This window comes from Virgibacillus aidingensis (assembly GCF_010994035.1).
In the GTDB taxonomy this organism is placed as follows: Bacteria; Bacillota; Bacilli; order Bacillales; family Amphibacillaceae; genus Virgibacillus_N.
In genome coordinates this window covers 20,556-42,315 of sequence record NZ_WIXN01000007.1, presented here as the reverse complement: position 1 = coordinate 42,315, position 21,760 = coordinate 20,556, and the positions used below count along the sequence as shown (strand labels likewise).

The 21,760-nt window shown below is 44.2% G+C and carries 16 protein-coding genes; 14 read left to right on the top strand and 2 right to left on the bottom strand.

All coding sequences use genetic code 11. The features are described 5' to 3' along the window. The first annotated feature begins 274 nt into the window (after positions 1–274). Both GHD25_RS07620 and GHD25_RS07615 read left to right on the top strand, forming a co-directional pair. Positions 275–1,102 (top strand): aldo/keto reductase, encoded by an 828-nt coding sequence (locus GHD25_RS07620; RefSeq protein ID WP_164215792.1) that lies wholly within the window; start codon positions 275–277, stop codon positions 1,100–1,102. 435 nt (positions 1,103–1,537) lie between these two features. Then, complete coding sequence (locus GHD25_RS07615) at positions 1,538–2,725, top strand: M24 family metallopeptidase (RefSeq protein WP_164215791.1); 1,188 nt, start codon at positions 1,538–1,540, stop codon at positions 2,723–2,725. 72 nt (positions 2,726–2,797) lie between these two features. Here the strand turns inward: GHD25_RS07615 and GHD25_RS07610 are convergent, their stop codons facing one another. Next, positions 2,798–3,763 carry a 2-hydroxyacid dehydrogenase gene (locus GHD25_RS07610; protein WP_164215790.1) on the bottom strand — a complete coding sequence of 322 codons (966 nt, stop codon included), beginning with the start codon at positions 3,761–3,763 and terminating at the stop codon, positions 2,798–2,800. Positions 3,764–4,858: 1,095 nt separating this feature from the next. On the opposite strand from GHD25_RS07610, the gene GHD25_RS07605 reads away from it, so the two are divergent. From GHD25_RS07605 to alr, 6 genes are all read left to right on the top strand, one after another. Next, positions 4,859–5,521 carry a GntR family transcriptional regulator gene (locus tag GHD25_RS07605; protein ID WP_164215789.1) on the top strand — a complete coding sequence of 221 codons (663 nt, stop codon included), beginning with the start codon at positions 4,859–4,861 and terminating at the stop codon, positions 5,519–5,521. A gap of 21 nt (positions 5,522–5,542) precedes the next feature. Next, on the top strand, positions 5,543–6,895 hold the full coding sequence (gabT, locus tag GHD25_RS07600; RefSeq protein WP_164215788.1) for a 4-aminobutyrate--2-oxoglutarate transaminase: 1,353 nt from the start codon (positions 5,543–5,545) through the stop codon (positions 6,893–6,895). A gap of 77 nt (positions 6,896–6,972) precedes the next feature. Continuing rightward, positions 6,973–8,415: an NAD-dependent succinate-semialdehyde dehydrogenase gene (locus GHD25_RS07595; protein ID WP_164215787.1), complete on the top strand. Its 1,443-nt coding sequence runs from the start codon at positions 6,973–6,975 to the stop codon at positions 8,413–8,415. A 91-nt stretch (positions 8,416–8,506) separates the two neighbouring features. Further along, positions 8,507–9,523 carry a pyridoxal-phosphate dependent enzyme gene (locus tag GHD25_RS07590; RefSeq protein ID WP_164215786.1) on the top strand — a complete coding sequence of 339 codons (1,017 nt, stop codon included), beginning with the start codon at positions 8,507–8,509 and terminating at the stop codon, positions 9,521–9,523. Continuing rightward, complete coding sequence (gene dat, locus GHD25_RS07585) at positions 9,516–10,349, top strand: D-amino-acid transaminase (protein ID WP_164215785.1); 834 nt, start codon at positions 9,516–9,518, stop codon at positions 10,347–10,349. The genes GHD25_RS07590 and dat overlap by 8 nt, the downstream gene beginning before the upstream one ends. A gap of 50 nt (positions 10,350–10,399) precedes the next feature. Next, the gene (gene alr / locus GHD25_RS07580) at positions 10,400–11,536 is read left to right on the top strand and encodes an alanine racemase (RefSeq protein ID WP_164215784.1); all 1,137 of its coding nucleotides are present in this window, start codon (positions 10,400–10,402) and stop codon (positions 11,534–11,536) included. Positions 11,537–11,755: 219 nt separating this feature from the next. Here alr and GHD25_RS07575 read toward each other — a convergent pair whose 3' ends face one another. After that, positions 11,756–11,998: a hypothetical protein gene (locus GHD25_RS07575; RefSeq protein ID WP_164215783.1), complete on the bottom strand. Its 243-nt coding sequence runs from the start codon at positions 11,996–11,998 to the stop codon at positions 11,756–11,758. A 557-nt stretch (positions 11,999–12,555) separates the two neighbouring features. On the opposite strand from GHD25_RS07575, the gene ilvD reads away from it, so the two are divergent. The 6 genes from ilvD to leuB all read left to right on the top strand — a co-directional run bounded on the left by ilvD (position 12,556) and on the right by leuB (position 21,755). After that, positions 12,556–14,265 (top strand): dihydroxy-acid dehydratase, encoded by a 1,710-nt coding sequence (gene ilvD, locus GHD25_RS07570; RefSeq protein WP_164215782.1) that lies wholly within the window; start codon positions 12,556–12,558, stop codon positions 14,263–14,265. A gap of 1,348 nt (positions 14,266–15,613) precedes the next feature. After that, complete coding sequence (ilvB, locus tag GHD25_RS07565) at positions 15,614–17,335, top strand: acetolactate synthase large subunit (protein WP_164215781.1); 1,722 nt, start codon at positions 15,614–15,616, stop codon at positions 17,333–17,335. Continuing rightward, on the top strand, positions 17,332–17,850 hold the full coding sequence (gene ilvN / locus GHD25_RS07560; RefSeq protein ID WP_164215780.1) for an acetolactate synthase small subunit: 519 nt from the start codon (positions 17,332–17,334) through the stop codon (positions 17,848–17,850). The genes ilvB and ilvN overlap by 4 nt, the downstream gene beginning before the upstream one ends. 144 nt (positions 17,851–17,994) lie before the next feature. Next, positions 17,995–19,041, top strand: coding sequence for a ketol-acid reductoisomerase (gene ilvC, locus GHD25_RS07555; RefSeq protein WP_164215779.1), 1,047 nt, complete (start codon positions 17,995–17,997; stop codon positions 19,039–19,041). Next, positions 19,028–20,572 carry a 2-isopropylmalate synthase gene (locus GHD25_RS07550; RefSeq protein ID WP_164215778.1) on the top strand — a complete coding sequence of 515 codons (1,545 nt, stop codon included), beginning with the start codon at positions 19,028–19,030 and terminating at the stop codon, positions 20,570–20,572. The genes ilvC and GHD25_RS07550 overlap by 14 nt, the downstream gene beginning before the upstream one ends. A 76-nt stretch (positions 20,573–20,648) precedes the next feature. Continuing rightward, complete coding sequence (gene leuB / locus GHD25_RS07545) at positions 20,649–21,755, top strand: 3-isopropylmalate dehydrogenase (protein ID WP_164215777.1); 1,107 nt, start codon at positions 20,649–20,651, stop codon at positions 21,753–21,755. Positions 21,756–21,760 lie beyond the last annotated feature (5 nt).

Below are 21,760 nucleotides of genomic sequence, written 5' to 3'. Positions count from 1 at the left end.
TGTTTTAGCAGTTTCACAGATTTGCTCTGCAATATCCGGTAATAAAGGTGCAGAGACTCAATAATAATAAATAAGAAGTTAACATATAGTGTACACTTTTCTGCTGCTTGCTTCCAGGTTCTTTCTTGCTATTCAGCCGAAGAATATGAAATGATATAATGGGTGAAAGCAGGGAGTGCGGGCAATAAAACAAAAATTCTCTATTCCGGCACTATGACTGTCAATTATCGGGTAAAGGGAAAATAATTAAATCAATGTAGTTGGAGGAATAATTATGATCACACATCTGCAGGATACCATTACTTTAAATAATGGAGTGAGAATGCCGGGATTTGGTCTCGGTGTGTATAAGGTGGAAGATGGGGATGTTGTGTACCAGGCAGTGAATACTGCGCTGGAGACGGGTTACAGGAGCATAGACACTGCATCTTATTATTTTAATGAAAAAGGAGTAGGTCAAGCTGTAAAGGATTCCCGGGTGCCAAGGGATGATATTTTTATCACATCAAAGGTGTGGAATGACCAGCAGGGCTATGAGAACACCTTAAAAGCATTTGAGGAAAGCCTGGAAAATCTGCAAACTGATTACCTGGATCTTTATTTAATTCATTGGCCGGTAAAAGGAATGTATAAGGAAACATGGCGGGCATTGGAAAAGCTTTATAAAGATGAAAGGGTAAAAGCCATTGGGGTTAGTAATTTTCATATTCATCATCTGCAGCATTTGATGGATGGATGTGAAGTGAAGCCTGCTGTTGACCAAGTGGAATATCATCCCCATTTGACACAGGAGGAGCTGCATGCTTTTTGCAGGCGGGAAGGGATTCAGCTTGAGGCATGGTCACCGCTGAAAAGGGGACAGCTTTTAGATGAACCGGTGTTAGAAGAGATTGGGGAAAAATATAACAAAACCGCTGCACAGGTGATTTTGCGGTGGGACGTACAAAACAAAGTTATTACAATTCCAAAAACAATTACGGATAAGCGGATAGAAGAGAATGCGGATATTTTTGATTTTTCGTTGACTGAGGATGAAATGAAACAGATTCAGGGATTGAATAAAAATGACCGGGCCGGCACAAACCCGGAAAGTTTCGATTGATTGCTTTAAGCTGGAAGAAACACACGGATTTTTTTAATCTGTGTGTTTTTTAGTCTGATATTGCGGGAATAAAATAGATAAAATAGTTGTTTGTTTAATTGAATTGAAAAAGTATTTAAAAAAACGAAAAAAAAGATTGACACTTGAAAAACCGATGAATTATAATATATACACTCGGATATATGTCGACAATCGACAATGTAAAAAATTAGCGACAAGACATATCATACAGCATAAACTAACTAAACAGCAATTTTATTTATTTTTTTATATTCCATTTTTTCTATATCGTCAATTACTTTAAACCATTCTTTTTATACCACAGCAGATATCGCAATAAAAGTCTGTAAATATATTAAAAAAATCTTTTTTATCGTTTTTGCAACCGATTACAATAGCTAAAAAAATAATGAGATTTGAGAGGAGAGGATTTCCATGTTAGCCTTTTCTATTGCCGAGTTTAAGGAGAGACTGGCGAAAACAAAGCTAAGGATGCAGGATAAAGGAATTGATGTACTGCTCGTGACAGATCCTGCAAACATGAACTATTTAACAGGTTATGATGCATGGTCCTTTTATGTGCATCAATTGCTGATCGTCAGCTTGGAAGATGATCAGCCGTATTGGATAGGAAGGGGTCTGGACGCCAATGCGGCCAGACATACGACATGGTTGGATGATATGCATATTTTGCCTTATCCTGATCATTATGTGCAGTCTGATGTGAGACATCCAATGGATTTTGTCAGTGGTTTTTTAAGACAGCAGCAATTGCATAATGTAACAATTGCAGTCGAAATGGATGCCTATTATTTTACCGCAAGAAGCTATATCCATTTAACAAAGGGGCTGCCGGATGCAGAATTTAAAGATGGAACCAATCTGGTTAACTGGATCCGCATTGTGAAATCGGATCAGGAAATAGAATATATTAAAAAAGCTGCTTATATCTCGGAAAAAGCAATGATGGTAGCATATGAGCAGCTTAATGAAGGAGTACGTGAGTGTGATGTTGTAGCTGCTATTTCCCATGCCCAGATAAGCGGAACAGAGGAGTATGGCGGTGATTATCCATCCATAGTTCCTTTACTGCCTACGGGAGAAAAAACCGGAGCATGTCACCTTACCTGGACAGATGAGACATTTGAAGAAGGGCAGCCAGTAATTATTGAACTGTCCGGCTGTTACAAAAGGTACCATTCGCCACTGGCCCGGACCGCTGTAATTGGAAGAGCGAATGAAGGAATCCAAAAACTAAGTGAAATAGTGATTGAAGGATTAAACGCAGCTTTAGATACGGTGAAGCCAGGTGTGAGCTGTGAGGAAATAGAGCTGGCCTGGAGAGCATCCATTGATAAAAATGGAATAAGAAAGGAATCGAGAATCGGCTATTCGGCAGGTCTGAATTATCCCCCTGATTGGGGAGAGCATACTGCCAGTCTGCGGCCGGGAGACAAAACAATCCTTGAACCAAATATGGTGTTCCACATGATTCCAACCATCGACCTCGGCCATGTCGGCATGGAGATCAGTGAATCCTTCCGCGTCACGGAAACAGGCGTCGAAGTACTTGCAGACTACCCAAGGGAACTATATATAAAACCCAATATTCGTTTAGCATAATTGAAACACGGGGACGGTTCTGTTGTTGCAGCCGCAATGAAACACGGGTGCCACAGAGGACCGTCCCGTGTTTCATTCCCAAATTAAATTCTGCGGTTTTTTTCCGTTCAGGCCAGCTTCCAGGTTTGCTGCAGCAAGCTTTGACATTTTCAATTCTGTTTCATGGGTGGAGGAGCCGATATGCGGAGTTGTCACCACATTTTCCATTTGAAGGAGCGGACTGTCTGTTTCGATTGGCTCATTTTCAAACACATCAAGGGCAGCACCCGCAATTTCTCCTTTTTGAAGCGCCTGGATTAACTCTTTTTCCACTACTGTTTTTCCCCGGGAGGCATTAATAAAAATAGCGGTATCCTTCATTCGCTTAAATTCTTCCAAACCGATCATGCCTTCTGTTTCCTTGGTAAGCGGGGTCATCATACAAACAAAATCGGACTCCTCCAATAATTTGGGGAGTGCACAGTAAGTGGCTGCAAAGGTTTCTTCCGCCGCTATCTTTCTGCTTCTGGTATGGTACAAAACATCCATGTGAAAACCAAAGTGTGCTCTGTTCGCAATGGCCCAGCCTATACTTCCCAGTCCAATAATCCCAATTTTTTTATGGTGCACATCAACGCCAAAGTATTCGGGATCAACAGCCTCCTGCTGCCATTTACCATTTTTAACGAACCGGTCCAGTTCGGTGATTCTTCTGGCACCCGCAAGCAGGATACCGAACACTGTGTCGGCAACCGTATCATTTAACACATCCGGCGTATTGGTAGCCATTATATTGCGTTTTTTCAATTCATCTAGATCCAGGTTGTTGTAGCCGACAGATACATTACTGACGATTTTTAAATTTGGAGCATGATCCAACAGCTCTTTGTTCACTGGAAGCTCCAGACCAATAATGCCCTCCGCTTCTTTTAATTGTTCCAGAAACGCAGGGTCATTTATCGGTTCGGGACTGTTAAAAAAACGTACATCATACTTCTCTTTTAATTCATCCAGCACCGGTTTTTCCACACGATTATAGGCGATAATCTTTTTTTTCATGCACACCACTCCTCAAGTCATAATGGTTTCAGCTTCTGTGCCTATTCTAAATAACAATTTTAAATCATGCAAATCTTTACGGTGGGAAGTGAACGAAAGTAGCGAACCCCATCTCGTTCGTCACCTGATCCCGCCAATGAGTGAACGAAAGTAGCGAATCTCTTCTCGTTCGTCACCTGATCCCGCCAATGAGTGAACGAAAGTAGCGAATCTCTTCTCGTTTGTTGCTTGATCCCGCCAATGAGTGAACGAAAGAAGCGAATCTCTTCTCGTTCGTTGCTTGATCCCGCCAATGAGTGAACGAAAGTAGCGAATCTCTTCTCGTTCGTCACCTGATCCCGCCAATGAGTGAACGAAAGTAGCGAATCTCTTCTCGTTCGTCACCTGATCCTGCTGATGAGTGAACGAAAGTAGCGCACTCCATCTCGTTCGTCGCCTGATCCCGCTGATGAGTGAACGAAAGTAGCGAACCTCGTCCCGTTCGTCGCCTGATCCTGCTGATGAGTGAACGAAAGAAGCGAACCCCGTCCCGTTCGTCACCTGATCCTGCTGATGAGTGAACGAAAGAAGCGAACCCCGTCCCGTTCGTCGCCTGATCCTGCTGATGAGTGAACGAAAGTAGCGAACCCCATCTCGTTCGTCACCTGATCCTGCTGATGAGTGAACGAAAGAAGCGAACCTCGTCCCGTTCGTCGCCTGATCCCGCTGATGAGTAAACGAAAGAAGCGAACCCCGTCCCGTTCGTCGCCTGATCCCGCCAATGAGTGAACGAAAGTAGCGAACCCCATCTCGTTCGTCACCTGATCCCGCCAATGAGTAAAACGACTGTATCGCAGTCTCAAATTATCATTGACAATAAAGGAATTCTGAATTATTATGAGAATAAACCATTAATGTCGACAATCGACATTAAACGTTGGGGCTGGTCTATAAAGAAAACCGTCATCAAGCGGCAGCATATCACGCAAATAAGTTACCAAACAAAAGAAAATTATCGGAGTCGGCAACTTATTTTTGGTATTATGTATAAGAAAAACCCGCAATAAAATGAAACAATAGAACCGTCCCTATGTTGCGAAAAGAAGGAGAGAGATTATGGGCAGTAATGATTATGCGATTGAGCAAAAGCCATTGAGTGAGCTTATTGCGGAACAGTTAAGGGCAAGGATCTGGGATAAAGATATGGCGTTTGGGGAGCGCCTGCTGGAAACAGATCTTGCCGAGGAGTATGACGTAAGCAGGAGTACAATTCGGGAAGCATTAAAAATACTGGAAGCGGAAGAACTGGTCGTCAGCCAGGCGAGAAAAGGAACGTATGTTGCGGATTTTACCGGTGAGGACTTTAACGAAATGATCGAACTCCGCACACTGCTGGAGACAACAGCTTTTAAAAAAGCACTTCCCAAGCTGGATAAAGAGCATATGGCAGCATTGGAAAAAATTATCAATGAAATGAAGCAAAAAGCAGCAGAAAAAGATTGGCACGCATTGTTTGATCTGGATACAGCATTCCACAGCTATATTGTTCACTTATGCGGGAATTCGCGTATTGTAAAAATCTATCAGTCTCTTCAAGTTCAAATTCGTACTTTTCTTATGCATTTGGATAAATATTATTCCAGTCATCAATCCTTCTACGAGGAGCATAAGGATTTATATGAAGCAATTGCAACTAAAGACGAAAAGAAAGTGCAGGAAAAAGTGCGTACACATATTGAATATGTGGAAGAGAAACTGCTGGATGGTAATTATAATTAAAAATTCAAGGAGGTTCTAACCATGACAAGGCAATTTGCACGTATTCAAACCGAACTGCCGGGACCAAAAGCAAAGGAACTGCTGGAAAGAAGGCATGCAGCCGTACCACACGGATCGGGATACGGGGTGCCCACTTTCGCTGAATCAGCCAAAGGTGCGCTGATCAAGGATGTGGATGGCAATCAGTTTATTGATTTTGCCGGGGCTATCGGCGTGATTAATGTCGGACACAGCCATGATGAAATTGTAAACGCTTTACATGACCAGGTGGATAAGTTTATTCACACCGGCTTCAATGTCATGATGTATGATTCCTATATTGAACTGTCTGAAAGAATAGCTGCGCTCGCACCAGGCAGTTTTGATAAAAAAGTGATGTTTTTTAACAGCGGGGCGGAAGCAGTGGAAAATGCCGTCAAAATAGCGAAAAAGTATACCGGAAGAAAATCGATTGTTTCGTTTTCCGGCGGGTTTCACGGACGCACTTTAATGGGAATGTCATTAACAGGGAAGATTCACCCATATAAGTATGAATACGGACCATTTGCACCTGAAATTTATCATGCGCCATTCCCGTATCATTACCGCCGTCCGGAGGAAATGTCCAAAAAAGCATACAATGATTTTGTCCTGAAGCAAATTGAAAACTTTTTTATCACGGAAGTGGATCCAAAACTTGTTGCGGCATTTGTTATGGAGCCGGTGCAGGGCGAGAGCGGATTCATCGTTCCGGATAAGGAATTTGTGCAGGGTGTGTATGACCTCTGCAAAAAACACGGTATTTTATTTATCGCTGATGAGATACAGACCGGCTTTGGCCGTACCGGAAAATATTTTGCCATGGAGCATTATGGTGTAGAACCTGACCTGATTACTATCTCCAAATCCATGGCGGCAGGAATACCAATCAGCGGCGTGATTGGCAGGGAAGAAGTCATGGACAGTGCCAATGCCGGTGAATTGGGCGGTACGTATAACGGAAGTCCGCTTGGATGCAGAGCAGGACTTGCGGTACTTGATGTGATGGAAAATGAGAACTTAAATGAACGGGCGGAAAACATTGGAGAAACTGTATTAAAACACTTCGAAAAAATGTATGACCGCTTTGAAGTCATCGGCGATTACCGTGGCTTGGGTGCCATGTGTGCACTGGAATTTGTAGAAGACCGCAATACGAAAGAGCCTGCAAAGAAAGTTACCGGCCAAGTGCTGCAGGCAGCCCATAAACGGGGACTGATTGCACTCAAAGCCGGTATGCATGATAATGTTGTGCGCCTGTTAATGCCGCTTGTTATTACAGATGAACAGCTGGAGGAAGGATTAACCATTCTCGAGGAAGCCATTGAAGAAGTTATGGCTGAGGTAAAAGCGTAAAACCGCCTATTGCACCAGATATATTTTCGCTGAGTCAATGAACTGGTGTAATAGAAATAGAGATTGGAGTGAAAGTGATGAGCGAAGCAAAAAAATATTTGATAAACATTAATGGAGAGTGGACGGGAGGAGACCTGGATACAAAAAATGTCGTGAATCCGGCAAACCAGGAAGTAATCGGCACCGTACCCAACGGCGGTGCCAAAGAAACGGAGCTGGCCATTCAAGCTGCTCACGAGGCATTTTATGACTGGTCCCGCCTTACTGCATATGAACGGGCCAAATATTTGAAAAAATTTCACCAGCTTATGCTGGACAATCAAGAAGAACTTGCGAAAATGATGACACTGGAAATGGGAAAGCCGATAGAAGAATCAAGGGGGGAAGTGGTCTATGCAGCTTCTTTTGTGGAATGGTTCGCGGAAGAAGGGAAACGCATTTATGGTTCCGTAACCCCAACCCATGCCAGTGATAAACGACTGCAGGTATGGAAAAAACCGGTAGGAGTCGTAGGGGCAATCACTCCATGGAATTTTCCTGCTGCGATGCTGACAAGAAAAATGGCCCCGGCCCTTGCCGTTGGCTGTACGGTCATCATGAAACCTTCCGGAGACAGTCCGCTTACTGCGGTGAAAATGATGGAGCTGTTCGAGGAAGCAGGTTTTCCAAAAGGAGTGGTAAATTTATTAACCGGCTCATCTTCAGAAATAGCTGAGACAATGATGAAGAACGAAAAGGTAAGTAAAATTACGTTCACCGGTTCCACTGAAGTTGGAAAACTATTAATCAGGCAAAGCGCAGACAAGGTGAAAAAACTATCACTTGAACTAGGCGGCCATGCGCCGTTTATCGTACTGGAAGATGCGAATGTGGACCAGGCGGTGAAAGGTCTGATCGCATCGAAATTCAGAAATTCCGGACAGACATGTATTTGTGCAAACCGCGTCTATGTTCATGAAAAAATCTATGATGAATTTACCGATAAATTTGCAAAAGAGGTAGAAAAACTGAAGGTTGGCAACGGCATAAATGATGACGTGAAAATTGGTCCATTAATCAATAAAGACGGCTATGAAAAAGTCAAGCGCCATGTTGATGACGCGCTTGATAAAGGCGCAGAAGCAGTAACTGGTGCCAAACCTTATGAAAATGATACAGATGGATTTTTCTACACCCCAACCGTGCTGAAAAATATTGATCCTTCCATGGTGATTATGCAGGAGGAAACATTTGGCCCGGTTGCGCCAATTCAAAAAATAAGTTCCGATGAGGAAGGCATAAAATATGCCAATGACACACCATACGGGCTGGCGGCATATGTGTATACAGACAATGTAGCAAGGGGAACGAAATTCATTGAGCAATTGAACTTTGGCATTGTCGGCTGGAACAACGGAGCCCCATCCGCTGCACAGGTGCCATTTGGCGGCATGAAGGAAAGCGGACTCGGCAGGGAAGGCGGCCATGAAGGAATAGAAGCTTTTGTAGAATCACAATATGTGGCTATTGGAATGGAATAGTTTTGATCGAAAAGAAGGGGAAACCTCTCCTTCTTTTTCTTCCCATAATAAATTAAAGCGGTTACATAAAGCTTTTGGGGGAGGAGTATTGATGCAAAGTGAAGCAATAAGTATAAGTAATATCTGGCAGGCAAAAAAACGGATGTCACCTTACGTACAAAAGACACCGCTTATTTATTCACCAATGCTTTCGGAATTGACTTCAGCAAATATTTTTTTGAAACTGGAAAATCTGCATCCGAGCGGCTCATTCAAAATTCGCGGAGCAGCCAATAAATTGATGACTTTAACAAGCAGCGAAAAAGCGAAGGGAGTAACCACTTTTTCTACCGGCAATTTTGGCAGAAGTGTTGCGTATATGGCGAATAAGCTTGGTATAGCTTCTACAATTTGTATTTCCGGAAGGGTGCCGGATGCAAAAGTAAACGCATTGGAGAAAACCGGGGCAAAAATAGAAATAGCGGGTACTACACAGGATGAAGCGGAACAGCGCTGCTATAAATTACAGGAAAAATCCGGCTTAACGGTCGTTCACCCTTTTGATGATCCTTATATGATTGCCGGAAATGGAACCATTGGCCTGGAAATTTTAGAGGATCTGCCAGAGACCAATATGGTGGTTGCCGGATTATCCGGAGGCGGTCTGCTTTCAGGGTTAGGCATAGCCATGAAGGCTGCAGACAGCAATATAAAAATAACCGGTGTTTCCACGGATCGTGGTGCCGCCATGTATGAGAGCATTAAGGCAGGGAAGCCGGTCATGGTGCAAGAAGAAGATACACTGGCAGACAGTCTGCTAGGGGGAATTGGCCTCGCCAATCGGTATACTCTTGAATTAGTTAAAAGATTTGCTGATGATATCGTACTGGCAAACGAGGAAGAAATTGCAGACGGAATTGGGTTTATACAGGATGAACATCAAATGGCCGCAGAAGGAGCGGCAGGGGCGGGGATAGGCGCCATGCTCCACGGGAAAATTTCTGCCGGGTCACAAACAGTCATAGTGATCAGCGGCAGCAGCATTGATACAAAGCTGCTTTTGGATGTAACCGGGGATTACTTGTTAAGAAAAAACACTGTTTTGAGGGGAGGAGCATTTTATGAATAAAATATTGTTTAATGATGAGATCGTTGACAGGGATTTAGTGGTGGATATTGAGGACAGAGGCTATCAATTTGGAGATGGGATTTATGAAGTCATCGGTGTTTATGATGGAAAACCGCTTATGATGAAAGAACATCTTATCCGATTGGAGAGAAGTGCAAAGGAACTGCAATTAAATCTCCCGCTGCCGGCCGGGGAGATGGAAGAGAAACTGGAAAAGCTGGCAGCGGCCAATGAATTGAAGGAAGGAATTATTTATTTGCAGGTTTCCAGGGGAACTTCGCCAAGATGGCATGAATTCCCGCCAGATGATACACCACCTGTTACGATTGGTTATACACGAGAGGAAGAAAGAATGAGCGACATGGAGGATCAAGGTGCAAATGCGGTTTTGACAGAGGATATCCGTTGGCTGCGCTGTGACATTAAAACTTTAAATCTCCTCCCCAATGTGCTGGCCAAACAGAAAGCGGTCAAACATGATGCAGTGGAGGCAATTATGCATCGCGGAGAGACAGTGACCGAAGCAAGTGCATCAAATGTTTTTATTGTAAAAAATGGCGCATTGTATACACACCCGGCTGATAACTATATATTAAATGGCATTACAAGACAGAAAATCATAGAGCTGTGTGAAAAGCTCGGACTTGATGTTCATGAAGAAACATATACAGTGGATGCATTACTGGATGCAGACGAGGTATTTGTATCAGCAACGAAATCGGATATCATTCCTATTTTAAAAGTGGATGATCATGTAATTGGAAAGGGTAAGCCCGGAGAAATTACCAAATCAATAATCGGGGAATTCCGCAAGCTTTATAGCTAGGAAAATCGCGTTTTTTCTTTACCATATTTCATAGAAAGGGAGTGTGTGTGTTGAAGACCGGTGTAAATCAATTAACCACCCACCACCCTACGGTAGCTGTTATTGACTTGCAGGCATACCGGGAAAATATCGGCAGGCTGAAATCATTGGCCAAAAACAGTGAATTCATGGCGGTGATAAAAACGAATGCATATGGACATGGGATTGTGAAAATGGGTATGGAAGCAATTCAAGCAGGTGCACAAAGGCTTGGTGTTACCAGTGTAGAAGAGGGATTATTGCTCAGGAAAAATAAAATTACCGTACCGATTCACATATTAAGTGCTGTCATGCCAGAGCGTGCTGCGGACATTGTGGCACAAAATCTGACCGCTTCGATTTCTTCAAAAAAGCTGGCAGCAGCCATCAGTGGGGAGGCGGTCAAACAAAACCGGCCCGCCCCTGTGCATTTGAAAATTAACACCGGTCTCCACCGCTTCGGAATTCCGCCCGGAGAAGCTGTGGAATTTTGTGCAGAAGTATATGATCTTCCAGGTCTGTACTGGGAAGGGATTTATACGCATTTTTCCAGTGCGGATGACGGGGAATGGAGGAAGACGGAGAAGGAATTCAATTCATTTAAGGAGACGGTTTCCAGGCTGAATAAACACGGCTTTTATTTTCCTGTGCAGCATGTGGGCGGTTCTACAATTACGATTGAACGGCCGGATATGCACCTGGATATGGTTCGTCCGGGAATAGCCCTGTTTGGCTATCCTCCAGATGCCCGCCAAAATGATTTGATAGATTTGAAACCGGTAATGACACTGAAGACAAAGGTGCTTCTTCTCAAGGAACTGCCTGTGAATACCCCCATTGGCTATGGCGGCAGCTATGTAACTCCTGCCAATGAAAAAATAGCAATCATCCCGATCGGCCATGGAGATGGTTATCAGCGGACTTTTTCCAATAACGGAGAGATGCTGATCCGCGGACAGCGTGTAGATATTATTGGTACGATCTCCCTGGATCAGACGATCGTGAATGTAACACATATCCCCGATGTGCGGGAGGGCGATGAGGTCATCATCATAGGCAGACAGAAAGGGGATGAAATTCATGCCCGGGAAGTCGCCGGCTGGGCAAACACGATTGTCGATGAAGTATTGGCGAGTTTGCTCGAACGGATTAAGCGGGTGTATGTTTAATACGGTTCTTTATAAGTTTTAAAGCCATTAATAAGGTTAATCAGGCATTCGTTCATAGCATCATACAGTAGATGAGTGAACGAAAGGCGGAGATTTTATGCGTTCATTGTCTAATTCCCCGGATGAATGAACGAATGATGAGGAAATCTCCTCCCTCGTTGCCTGATTCCCCCGATGAGCGAATGAACGATGAATAAATCTTCTCTTTCATTGCCTGATTCAGCTGATGAGCGAATGAATGATGAATAAATCTTCTCTTTCATTGCCTGATTCAGCTGATGAGTGAACGAATGATGAGGAAATCCCCGCCTTCGTTGCCTGATCCAGCTTATGAGTGAACGAATGATGAGGAAATCTCCACTTTCGTTTCCTGATTCCCCCGATGAGTGAACGAATGATGAATAAATTATCGCCTTCGTTGGCTGATCCAGCCGATGAGTGAATGAATGATGAAAAAATCATCGCCTTCGTTTCCTGATTCTCCCGATGAGTGGATGAATGATGAATAAATCTTCGCCTTCATTGCCTGATACAGCTTATGAGTGAACGAACGATGAATAAATCTTCCCATTCGTTGCCAGATTCCCCGTATGAGCGAATGAACGATGAGGAAATCACCGCCTTCGTTGCCAGATTCTCCCGATGAGCGAATGAACGATGAATAAATCTTCGCCTTCGTTGCCAGATTCAGCTTATGAGTGAATGATGAATAAATCTTCCCCTTCATTGCCAGATCCAGCCGATGAGTAAACTTCGGCATTCATTTCCACACCAGGCCGATAAATTTAAAAAGAATATATTTTATTTACATCCCTGCCAGCTTGCCTTTTTTATTAATGGGCAAATCCGCTTCTAACCTCGCCTGCACACATTATCAAGTTCCTCCCGGTCCGCTTTAAAGTCATTATCTTTTAAACTTAATCCTTTCCCTGTTATTCGATCCGAAATAAAAAAATTCATTGAATTATTTAAAAAAGAAGCATATAATAATTCGTTAAAGAAAGGTGGGGATTTTTAAGATGAGTAAAGATACAGATGTGAAAGAAAAAGATTTGCGTGTCAAAAGCCAGGTGTATGACACGTCGGAAGCCATGCGGGCGCCAAACCGGGCGATGCTTCGTGCCGTGGGGCTGAAGGATGAAGATTTTACAAAGCCGATGATCGGGGTGGCCAGTACGTGGAGCGAAGTGACGCCGTGCAACGTACATATTGATGATTTGGCAATTCAGTCCAAGAAAGGTGCTGAGCGGGCAGGCGGAGTACCGCTTGTTTTCAATACGATTACCGTTTCTGACGGGATTTCCATGGGGACCCAGGGAATGCGCTATTCCCTCCCGAGCCGTGATGTCATTGCAGACTCGATTGAAACAGTGATAGGTGCAGAAAATCTGGACGGCCTTATAGCAATTGGGGGCTGTGATAAAAATATTCCCGGCTGCATGATAGCCATTGCAAATTCCGAAGTCCCTGCTGTATTTGTCTATGGCGGTACGATTGCTCCCGGGTCCCATCGGGGAAAAGATATTGATATTGTTTCCGTGTTTGAAGGGGTTGGCAAGCATAACAACGGATTGATTGATGATAAGGAGCTTAATGCGATTGAATGTCATGCCTGTCCTGGTGCAGGTTCCTGCGGGGGCATGTATACAGCAAATACGATGGCATCTGCGGTAGAGGCAATGGGAATGAGTCTGCCTGGCAGCTCTTCAAACCCGGCTGAATCCAAGGAAAAAGCAGCGGATTGTGCGGCAGCAGGGGAAGCTGTCTATCACTTGCTGGAAAAAGGTATTTTTCCAAAAGATATTATGACGAAGGAAGCTTTTGAAAATGCGATTACCGTTGTAATGGCACTGGGCGGTTCCACAAATGCCATACTGCATCTTCTGTCTATCGCACATGCGCTGGAAGTAGATTTAACGATAGAAGATTTTAATAGAATTCAGGCAAAAGTGCCGCACCTGGCTGACCTGAAACCGAGCGGTAAATATGTCATGCAGGATCTGCATCGTGTCGGGGGAGTACAGGCTGTGATGAAGCTGCTTTATGAAGCCGGATACCTTCACGGGGACTGCCTGACAGTAACCGGAAAAACAGTAGCTGAAAATTTGGCGGATGCACCCTCCTTGGCAGAAGGACAGGATGTAATTATGCCGTTTGACAACCCGAAAAGGAAGGACGGGCCGCTCATCGTGCTGAAAGGGAACCTGGCACCAAGCGGAGCTGTTGCTAAGGTTTCCGGTGTCAAAGTGAGCAGGCACACCGGTCCTGCGAGAGTGTTTGATACAGAAAAAGAAGCGACTGCAGCTGTCATGGATAATAAAATTAATGAAGGGGATGTCCTCATCATCCGCTACGTTGGGCCAAAAGGCGGTCCGGGCATGCCGGAAATGCTTTCAGTCTCTTCCATTCTCGTAGGTAAAGGTCTTGGGGAAAAAGTTGCCCTGCTAACAGATGGCAGATTTTCAGGCGGCACCCACGGTCTGGTTGTCGGCCATATTGCACCGGAAGCCCAGTCCGGCGGACCGATTGCTTTTGTGAAAGAGGGAGACATGGTGACGATCGACTCTGATAAAAAAGAAATTTCTTTTGAAATCAGTGAAGATGAACTGGAAAAAAGGGAAAAAGCATGGACAGCACCGCCATTATATAAGAAAGGGGTGCTTGGCAAATATGCCCATAATGTTTCCTGTTCATCGAAAGGTGCAGTTACCGACTATTTAAATTCATAGCAGATAATAGATTGAGAGAGTTAAAAGACTTCGGCCATGCCGGAGTCTTTTCCACGCACGTAAGGAAAATAAAAATTACCTCAAATCTTTCGGTGGGACGAGGACCAGGCGCCCCGCAGTCCCAAGTCTTCCGGTGGGACGAGGACCAGGCGCCCCGCAGTCCCAAGTCTTCCGGCGGGACGAGGACCAGGCATCTCGCAGTCCCAAATCTTTCGGTGGGACGAGGACCAGGCATCCCGCAGTCCCAAGTCTTCCGGTGGGACGAGGACAGGCGCCCCGCAGTCCCAAATCTTTCGGTGGGACGAGGACAGGCGCCCCGCAGTCCCAAATCTTTCGGTGGGACGAGGACCAGGCATCCCGCAGTCCCAAGTCTTTCGGCGGGACGAGGACCAGCTGTCACGCAGCTCCAAGAAAATGGGAGCTGAAATTTGTAAGTTCTTAGTATAATCAAGACTCGCATTCACTAAATGACAAGTAAATGCGAGTTTTTCTGTTAAAAAGTAATATATTGGTTTTATTGCTTAATTAAAGTCGAAAATTGCAACAAACTAAACCATTTATCATAAGTAATATATTAGAATTGAAATTTACGGTATAAATAAAAATAATTTTTTATTATAAGATAAAAATAAAATTTTAATGTATAGGTAAATCCCTATAATTCGGTGAAAACTTTATAATTAATGTAATAAAATGGAAATAATACACCAAATACCTAAGTGATATATCGCGTGAATAAATTGTAATCAAACTGTAATATAAAAATGAAAAGGTCTATTTAACAGGGATGTAAACGCATACAATTTTATTGATTTATCTAAAGTGTCAAAAAAATAAAAAATAGCTGTTGACGGTTTGAAAAATACGTTATATGATTATCGGCAATATCAAATATTCTTAAAACAGCCATGAAGTGAAAAACAACAAAACCATTAAATAATAACTCGATGACGGGAATAAAGAAACAATAACAATGCAGCTTACAGAGATCCGGGGTTGCTGGGAGCCCGGAAGTGCAAATTGTTTCGACATCATCCCTGAGTGCTGAGATTGAACGGTACTTACATTCCAATTAGACTCAGCCGGGTGCACCCAAGTGTACCTGTTATCCATTCAAGCTGATACTTCAGCTTGCAAGGCAGTATTCGCAAGGATGCTGTAAACCTGGGTGGTACCGTGAAAAGTGGACTCTTTTCTCCCCAACAACTCTGTAAATATGTGTGCAGATAGGGAGAAGAGGGTCCTTTTTTATTCTCGGAAACACAGAAATAAGTTGAATAAACCCGGCAATGTCAATGAAAGTCAGGGTTTAACATATTAAATTTTAGCACTAAGGAGGCATGTGGTAGTGAAGGTTGAAGCAAAGCGAGAGATGGAACGAAGGACAAAAATGATAACAGGGGCTGATCTGCTGATTGAGTCTTTGGCAGATGAAGGAGTGGATACCATATTTGGTTATCCGGGAGGGGCTGTGCTGCCAATTTACGATGCGCTGTACCGGAGTGAGGCACCATTTGAACATGTACTAACCCGCCATGAACAAGGTTCAATTCATGCAGCGGAAGGGTACGCCCGTGTTACCGGAAAAGCAGGTGTTGTGCTTGCCACCTCCGGCCCCGGGGCCACAAATTTAATTACCGGTTTGACAGATGCCATGATGGATTCCATACCCCTTGTCGTTTTTACGGGTCAAGTTGCTGACAGTGTGATCGGCACTGATGCTTTTCAGGAAGCAGACGTCATGGGAATGACCACACCGGTGACTAAATATAATTATCAAATTCATCATGCAGAGGATTTGCCGCGTATCGTGAAAGAAGCTTTTCACATAGCTGCTACAGGGAGACCCGGCCCGGTGGTGATTGATATTCCGAAAAACATTTCTGCCGGGGCAGCGGAGTGGAATGTGAAAAAAGATCTCTATTTACCGGGATACCAGCCGAATAAACATCCGAATCCATTGCAGATTACAAAACTTGCACAAGCGATCGGCCGTGCGAAGAAGCCGCTTATCCTGGCAGGTGCAGGTGTGTTATTTGCTAATGCAACCGAAGAGCTGAAGCAATTTGCCGTTAAATATGAGCTGCCGGTAACGAATACACTTCTTGGATTGGGAAGTTTTCCAGGCACCCATCCATTATCGCTCGGGATGGCGGGGATGCACGGGAGTTATGCAGCAAATACAGCTTTGTATGAATGTGATTTATTAATTAATATCGGTGCCAGATTTGATGACAGACTGACAGGCAATTTACACGATTTTGCTCCGGATGCAAAGGTAGCCCATATTGATATTGACCCTGCGGAAATCGGAAAAAATGTAACCACGGAAATTCCAGTTGTCGCAGATGCGAAAGAAGCATTAAAAACATTGCTCGAAATAGAAATCGAAGCCCCCGATCAGGAAGCTTGGCAGCAGACATTGAAGGAAAATAATCAAAATTATCCCTTTTGGTATGAGAAACCGAAGCAGCTTTTGTCGCCGCAGTGGCTGATTGAAGAAATTTACAAGGCTTCTGAAGGTGAGGCCATTGTCACAACAGATGTAGGACAGCATCAAATGTGGGCAGCCCAGTACTATGCCTTTGATAAACCAAACCGCTGGGTAACCTCCGGCGGGCTTGGAACAATGGGATTTGGCTTCCCGGCTGCGATAGGAGCGCAGCTGGCCTATCCTAAAGACCTTGTTGTTGCATTAGTTGGGGATGGCGGCTTTCAAATGACATTGCAGGAACTGTCGGTTATACAGGAAAGAAATCTTCCCGTAAAAGTGATGATTGTAAATAATGAAGCACTTGGAATGGTGAGGCAGTGGCAGGAGAGCTTTTACGAAAAAAGATATTCCGAATCCATTCTTTCCAATAACCCTGACTTTGTAAAGCTTGCTGAAAGCTATGGAATTCGCGGGATAAGGGTGGAGAAGGAGACGGAAGCACTGGAAATGCTAAAAGATGTGATGGCTTATGATGGTCCGGTTGTCGTAGATTGCCGGGTTGCACAGGAGGAAAAAGTTTTTCCAATGATTGCCCCCGGAAAAGGCCTGCATGAAATGATAGGGGTGACGAAATGAAACGGATCATCATCGCAACTGTTCAAGACAGAAGCGGGGTTTTAAACCGGATCACCGGAATGCTGTATAAACGTCAATTCAATATAGAAAGTATTTCCGTCGGCACGTCGGAAACCCCCGGTGTATCTAAAATGACCTTTGTCGTAGATGTACACGATGAACATAAACTGGAACAGCTGACAAAACAGCTGCATAAGCAAATTGACGTTCTGAAGGTGCAGGATATTACAGATAAGGCAATTGTAGCCAGGGAGCTTGCATTAATTAAAGTAGGCGGCAGCGGCGGACTGCGGGCAGAAATTCAAGGAATCATCACCCCGTTCAGGGCATCTGTGATAGATATCAGCAAAGACAGCCTGACAATTCAGGTGACCGGGAAACCGGATAAAGTGGAAGCATTGATTTCTCTACTCAAACCATATGGAATTAAGGAATTAACTAAAACCGGCGTAACGGCGTTCCTGAGAGGACAGCAGCCGGAAAGAGTAGCAGAAATTAATTCACATTTAATTTAAAGACAAAGGCAGAATCACCTGTTTAGTGACGCACAGGTTAAAGAAAGTCACACCAGTTGCCGGTCTGACAAAGCAAGATTACAAATTTATTTACAAGCTATTAATTGATAATTACCTATAAACAAAAAATTGGGAGGAATTAAAATGACAAAAGTATTGTATGAAAAGGATATTCAAACAGAAGTATTAAAGGCTAAAAAAGTTGCCATCATCGGCTATGGTTCCCAGGGGCATGCGCATGCACAGAATCTTCGCGAAAGCGGGTATGATGTCGTGGTCGGACTGCGTCAGGGAAATTCACAGAAGAAAGCGGAAGCAGACGGGTTTACTGTGGTTTCCGTAGCTGAAGCCACAAAGCAGGCGGATATTGTTATGGTTCTGCTGCCGGATGAACAGCAAACAGCGGTGTATAACGAAAGCATAAAAGAAAACCTGGAAGCAGGGAATGCGCTGGCGTTTGCACACGGATTTAACATTCATTTCAGTCAAATTGTACCGCCGTCTAATGTGGATGTGTTTCTTGTAGCTCCAAAGGGACCGGGGCATTTAGTAAGAAGAACATATGAAGAAGGAGAAGGTGTTCCGGCATTATACGGGGTTTACCAGGATGTTACCGGGGAGGCGGCCAAAGTAGCCCTTGCGTATGCACAGGGAATCGGAGCAGCAAGAGCCGGCGTATTGGAAACCAGTTTTCAGGAAGAAACGGAAACAGACCTATTTGGCGAGCAGGCTGTACTTTGCGGCGGTGTAACCAATTTAATCAAAGCAGGATTTGAAACATTGACTGAAGCAGGTTATCAGCCTGAAGTAGCATATTTTGAATGCCTGCATGAAATGAAACTGATTGTTGATCTGCTGTATGAAGGCGGACTGGAGAACATGCGCTATTCTATTTCCGATACAGCCCAGTGGGGTGATTTTGTATCCGGACCGCGTGTTATAAATGATGAAACAAAAGCACGGATGAAAGAGATTCTCGAGGATGTGCAGTCAGGTAAATTTGCGCAAGGCTGGATCCTGGAAAATCAGGCGAATCGTCCACAGTTTAATGCCATAAATGCCAGAGAAAATCAGCATCAAATTGAAACTGTAGGAAGGGAGTTACGTGAATTAATGCCTTTTGTAAAACAGCCGCTGCAAAAAGCACAACAATCAAAACAAAAGGATGTGAAAGTTCATGTCACAAATTAAAATATTTGATACCACATTGCGGGACGGAGAACAATCACCTGGTGTCAATTTGAATCAGGTGGAGAAGCTGGAAATTGCAAAGCAGCTGGAGCGGCTTGGCGTCGACAGAATGGAAGCAGGATTTCCTGCTTCCTCCAAAGGAGATTTCCAGGCAGTAAAGGCCATCGCGGATACAATCAAAGATACTTCTGTCATCGGGCTGGCCAGAACGACAAAACAGGATGTGGATATTGCATGGGAAGCACTGAAAGGAGCAGCATCTCCAAGCCTGCATCTTTTTCTGGCAACATCCCCGATTCATATGACTTATAAGCTGAAAAAAACACCAGAACAGGTAATAGATACAGCTGTTTCCATGGTAAGCTACGCTAAACAAAAATTTTCTCAGGTGGAATGGTCGGCAGAAGATGCCTCCCGGTCAGACTGGAACTTCCTGGCGCAGATTATCGAGCAGGTCATTGATGCAGGTGCCACAGTGATTAACCTGCCTGACACTGTAGGCTATACAACACCGAACGAATACGGCGAAATGTTTAGATATATGCGGGAAAACGTGCCAAATATCGATAAAGTCCAGCTTTCCTGTCATTGTCATGATGACCTGGGAATGGCGGTTGCGAATTCCATAGCAGCTGTGGAAAACGGGGTTACCCAAGTGGAAGGCACGATTAACGGCATCGGGGAAAGGGCCGGCAATGCCGCATTGGAAGAAGTGGCGCTGGCACTGAAAATTCGCTCTGATTTTTATCCTTATCATACAAATCTTAAATTAGATGAAATTAAAAGAACCAGTGACATGATTGCCAAATTTACGGGCATGTCCGTGCCGGGCAATAAGGCAGTAGTGGGAAGGAACGCTTTTGCTCATGAATCAGGGATACATCAGGATGGTGTATTAAAAAATACGGAAACCTATGAAATTATTACACCGGAAATGGTCGGTGTGAAGTCCAATACACTATTTTTAGGAAAGCATTCCGGGCGTCATGCATTTAAAGACAAAGTGAAGGAATTTGGATATGAACTGTCAGATGAAAAATTGAAAGAAGCTTTTGATGCATTTAAACTGCTGACAGACCGCAAGAAAGAAGTAACCGATGATGATATTTTTACCTTGCTGACAGATATTCAAACAGATACAGCTGCTGCCAGTAAATATGAAATGCAGATGTTTCAGGTGCAGTATGGTACAGCGAACATTCCAACGGCTACCGTCTCTATGAAAACACCGGAAGGAGACATCGTCCAGACAGCCTGTACAGGTCAAGGAAGTGTGGAAGCATTGTACAAAACGCTGGAAGCGCTGATTGCAGAAGAAGTTAATCTTATAGATTACCAGATCAGTTCTGTTGGCGGCGGGAAGGATGCCTTGGCAGAATCCCACGTCCAGCTGATGGTGAATGGGGAGACAGTGAATGGCCGCGGTGCTGCGCAGGATGTAGTGGAAGCATCTGCAAATGCATTTATCAACGCAGTTAACCGGCATGTTGTACAGCAAACAAACCTTAAAAAAGAAGTAATCCGTTCCTAGCATTGGTTGAGTTTATGCCACAGGCTTCAAAAACTAAAATAAAACAAACAAAGAAAATCCTTGAGGAGGAAGCGTGATGAATAAGCAAATTGTTTTATTATCGGGAGACGGCGTAGGAAAAGAAATTATGGAATCGGCAAAAATTGTCTTAAATATGATTGCAAATGAATATGGCCACCGCTTTAATTTTCAAGAGCATGCCATTGGAGGGGAAGCGCTTGACCTATACGGGACACCGCTTCCTCGGGAAACTTTGGATGCATGCCGGAATGCGGATGCGGTTTTGCTTGGAGCAGTAGGAGGTCCAACATGGGATGAATACCCAAGCCACTTGCGTCCGGAAAAAGGACTGCTGGAAATTCGAAAAGAGCTCGGCCTATTTGCCAATCTGCGTCCTGTAAAAAGCTTCCGTCCGCTGCTTCACGCTTCCCCTTTAAAAGAGGAAAGGGTTAAAAACAGTGATATTATGATTATCCGTGAGTTAACCGGAGGCCTGTATTTTGGGGAGCCAAGTGAACGGAGAAACAATGGAGAAGCGGTTGTGGATACACTGGCATACACCAGAAATGAAATGGAAAAGATCGTGGATAAAGCTTTTGAAAGTGCCAGATTAAGAAGAAAGCATCTTACTTCTGTAGATAAAGCAAATGTCCTTGAATCAAGCAGGATGTGGAGAGAAGTTGTCAATGAAAAGGCAAGGGACTATCCGGATGTCCAGGTGGAGCACTTGCTTGTAGATGCAGCAGCGATGAAATTGATTACAAATCCGTCCGGTTTCGACGTGATGGTCACGGAAAATTTATTCGGGGATATTTTAAGTGATGAAGCATCTGTTTTAACCGGATCCATCGGCATGCTTCCATCAGCCAGCATCCGCTCCGACGGTTTTGGGATGTATGAACCAGTCCACGGTTCCGCACCTGACATTGCCGGAAAGGGAATTGCAAATCCGCTCGGGATGATATTGTCGGCTGCCATGATGCTGAGATATTCCTTTGGCATGGAGGAAGAAGCATGCGAAATGGAAGAAGCAGTCAATCAAGTGCTGGAGCAGGGGTATCACACTTCAGATTTACAGGTTAAAGGCGGCAAGACAGTAGGTACAAAGGAAATGACAGAAGTTGTCTTGGATATGTTAACGACAAGAAGCGTTTCAGACAGTATTTGCAGTATGTACGCGTAAACGGG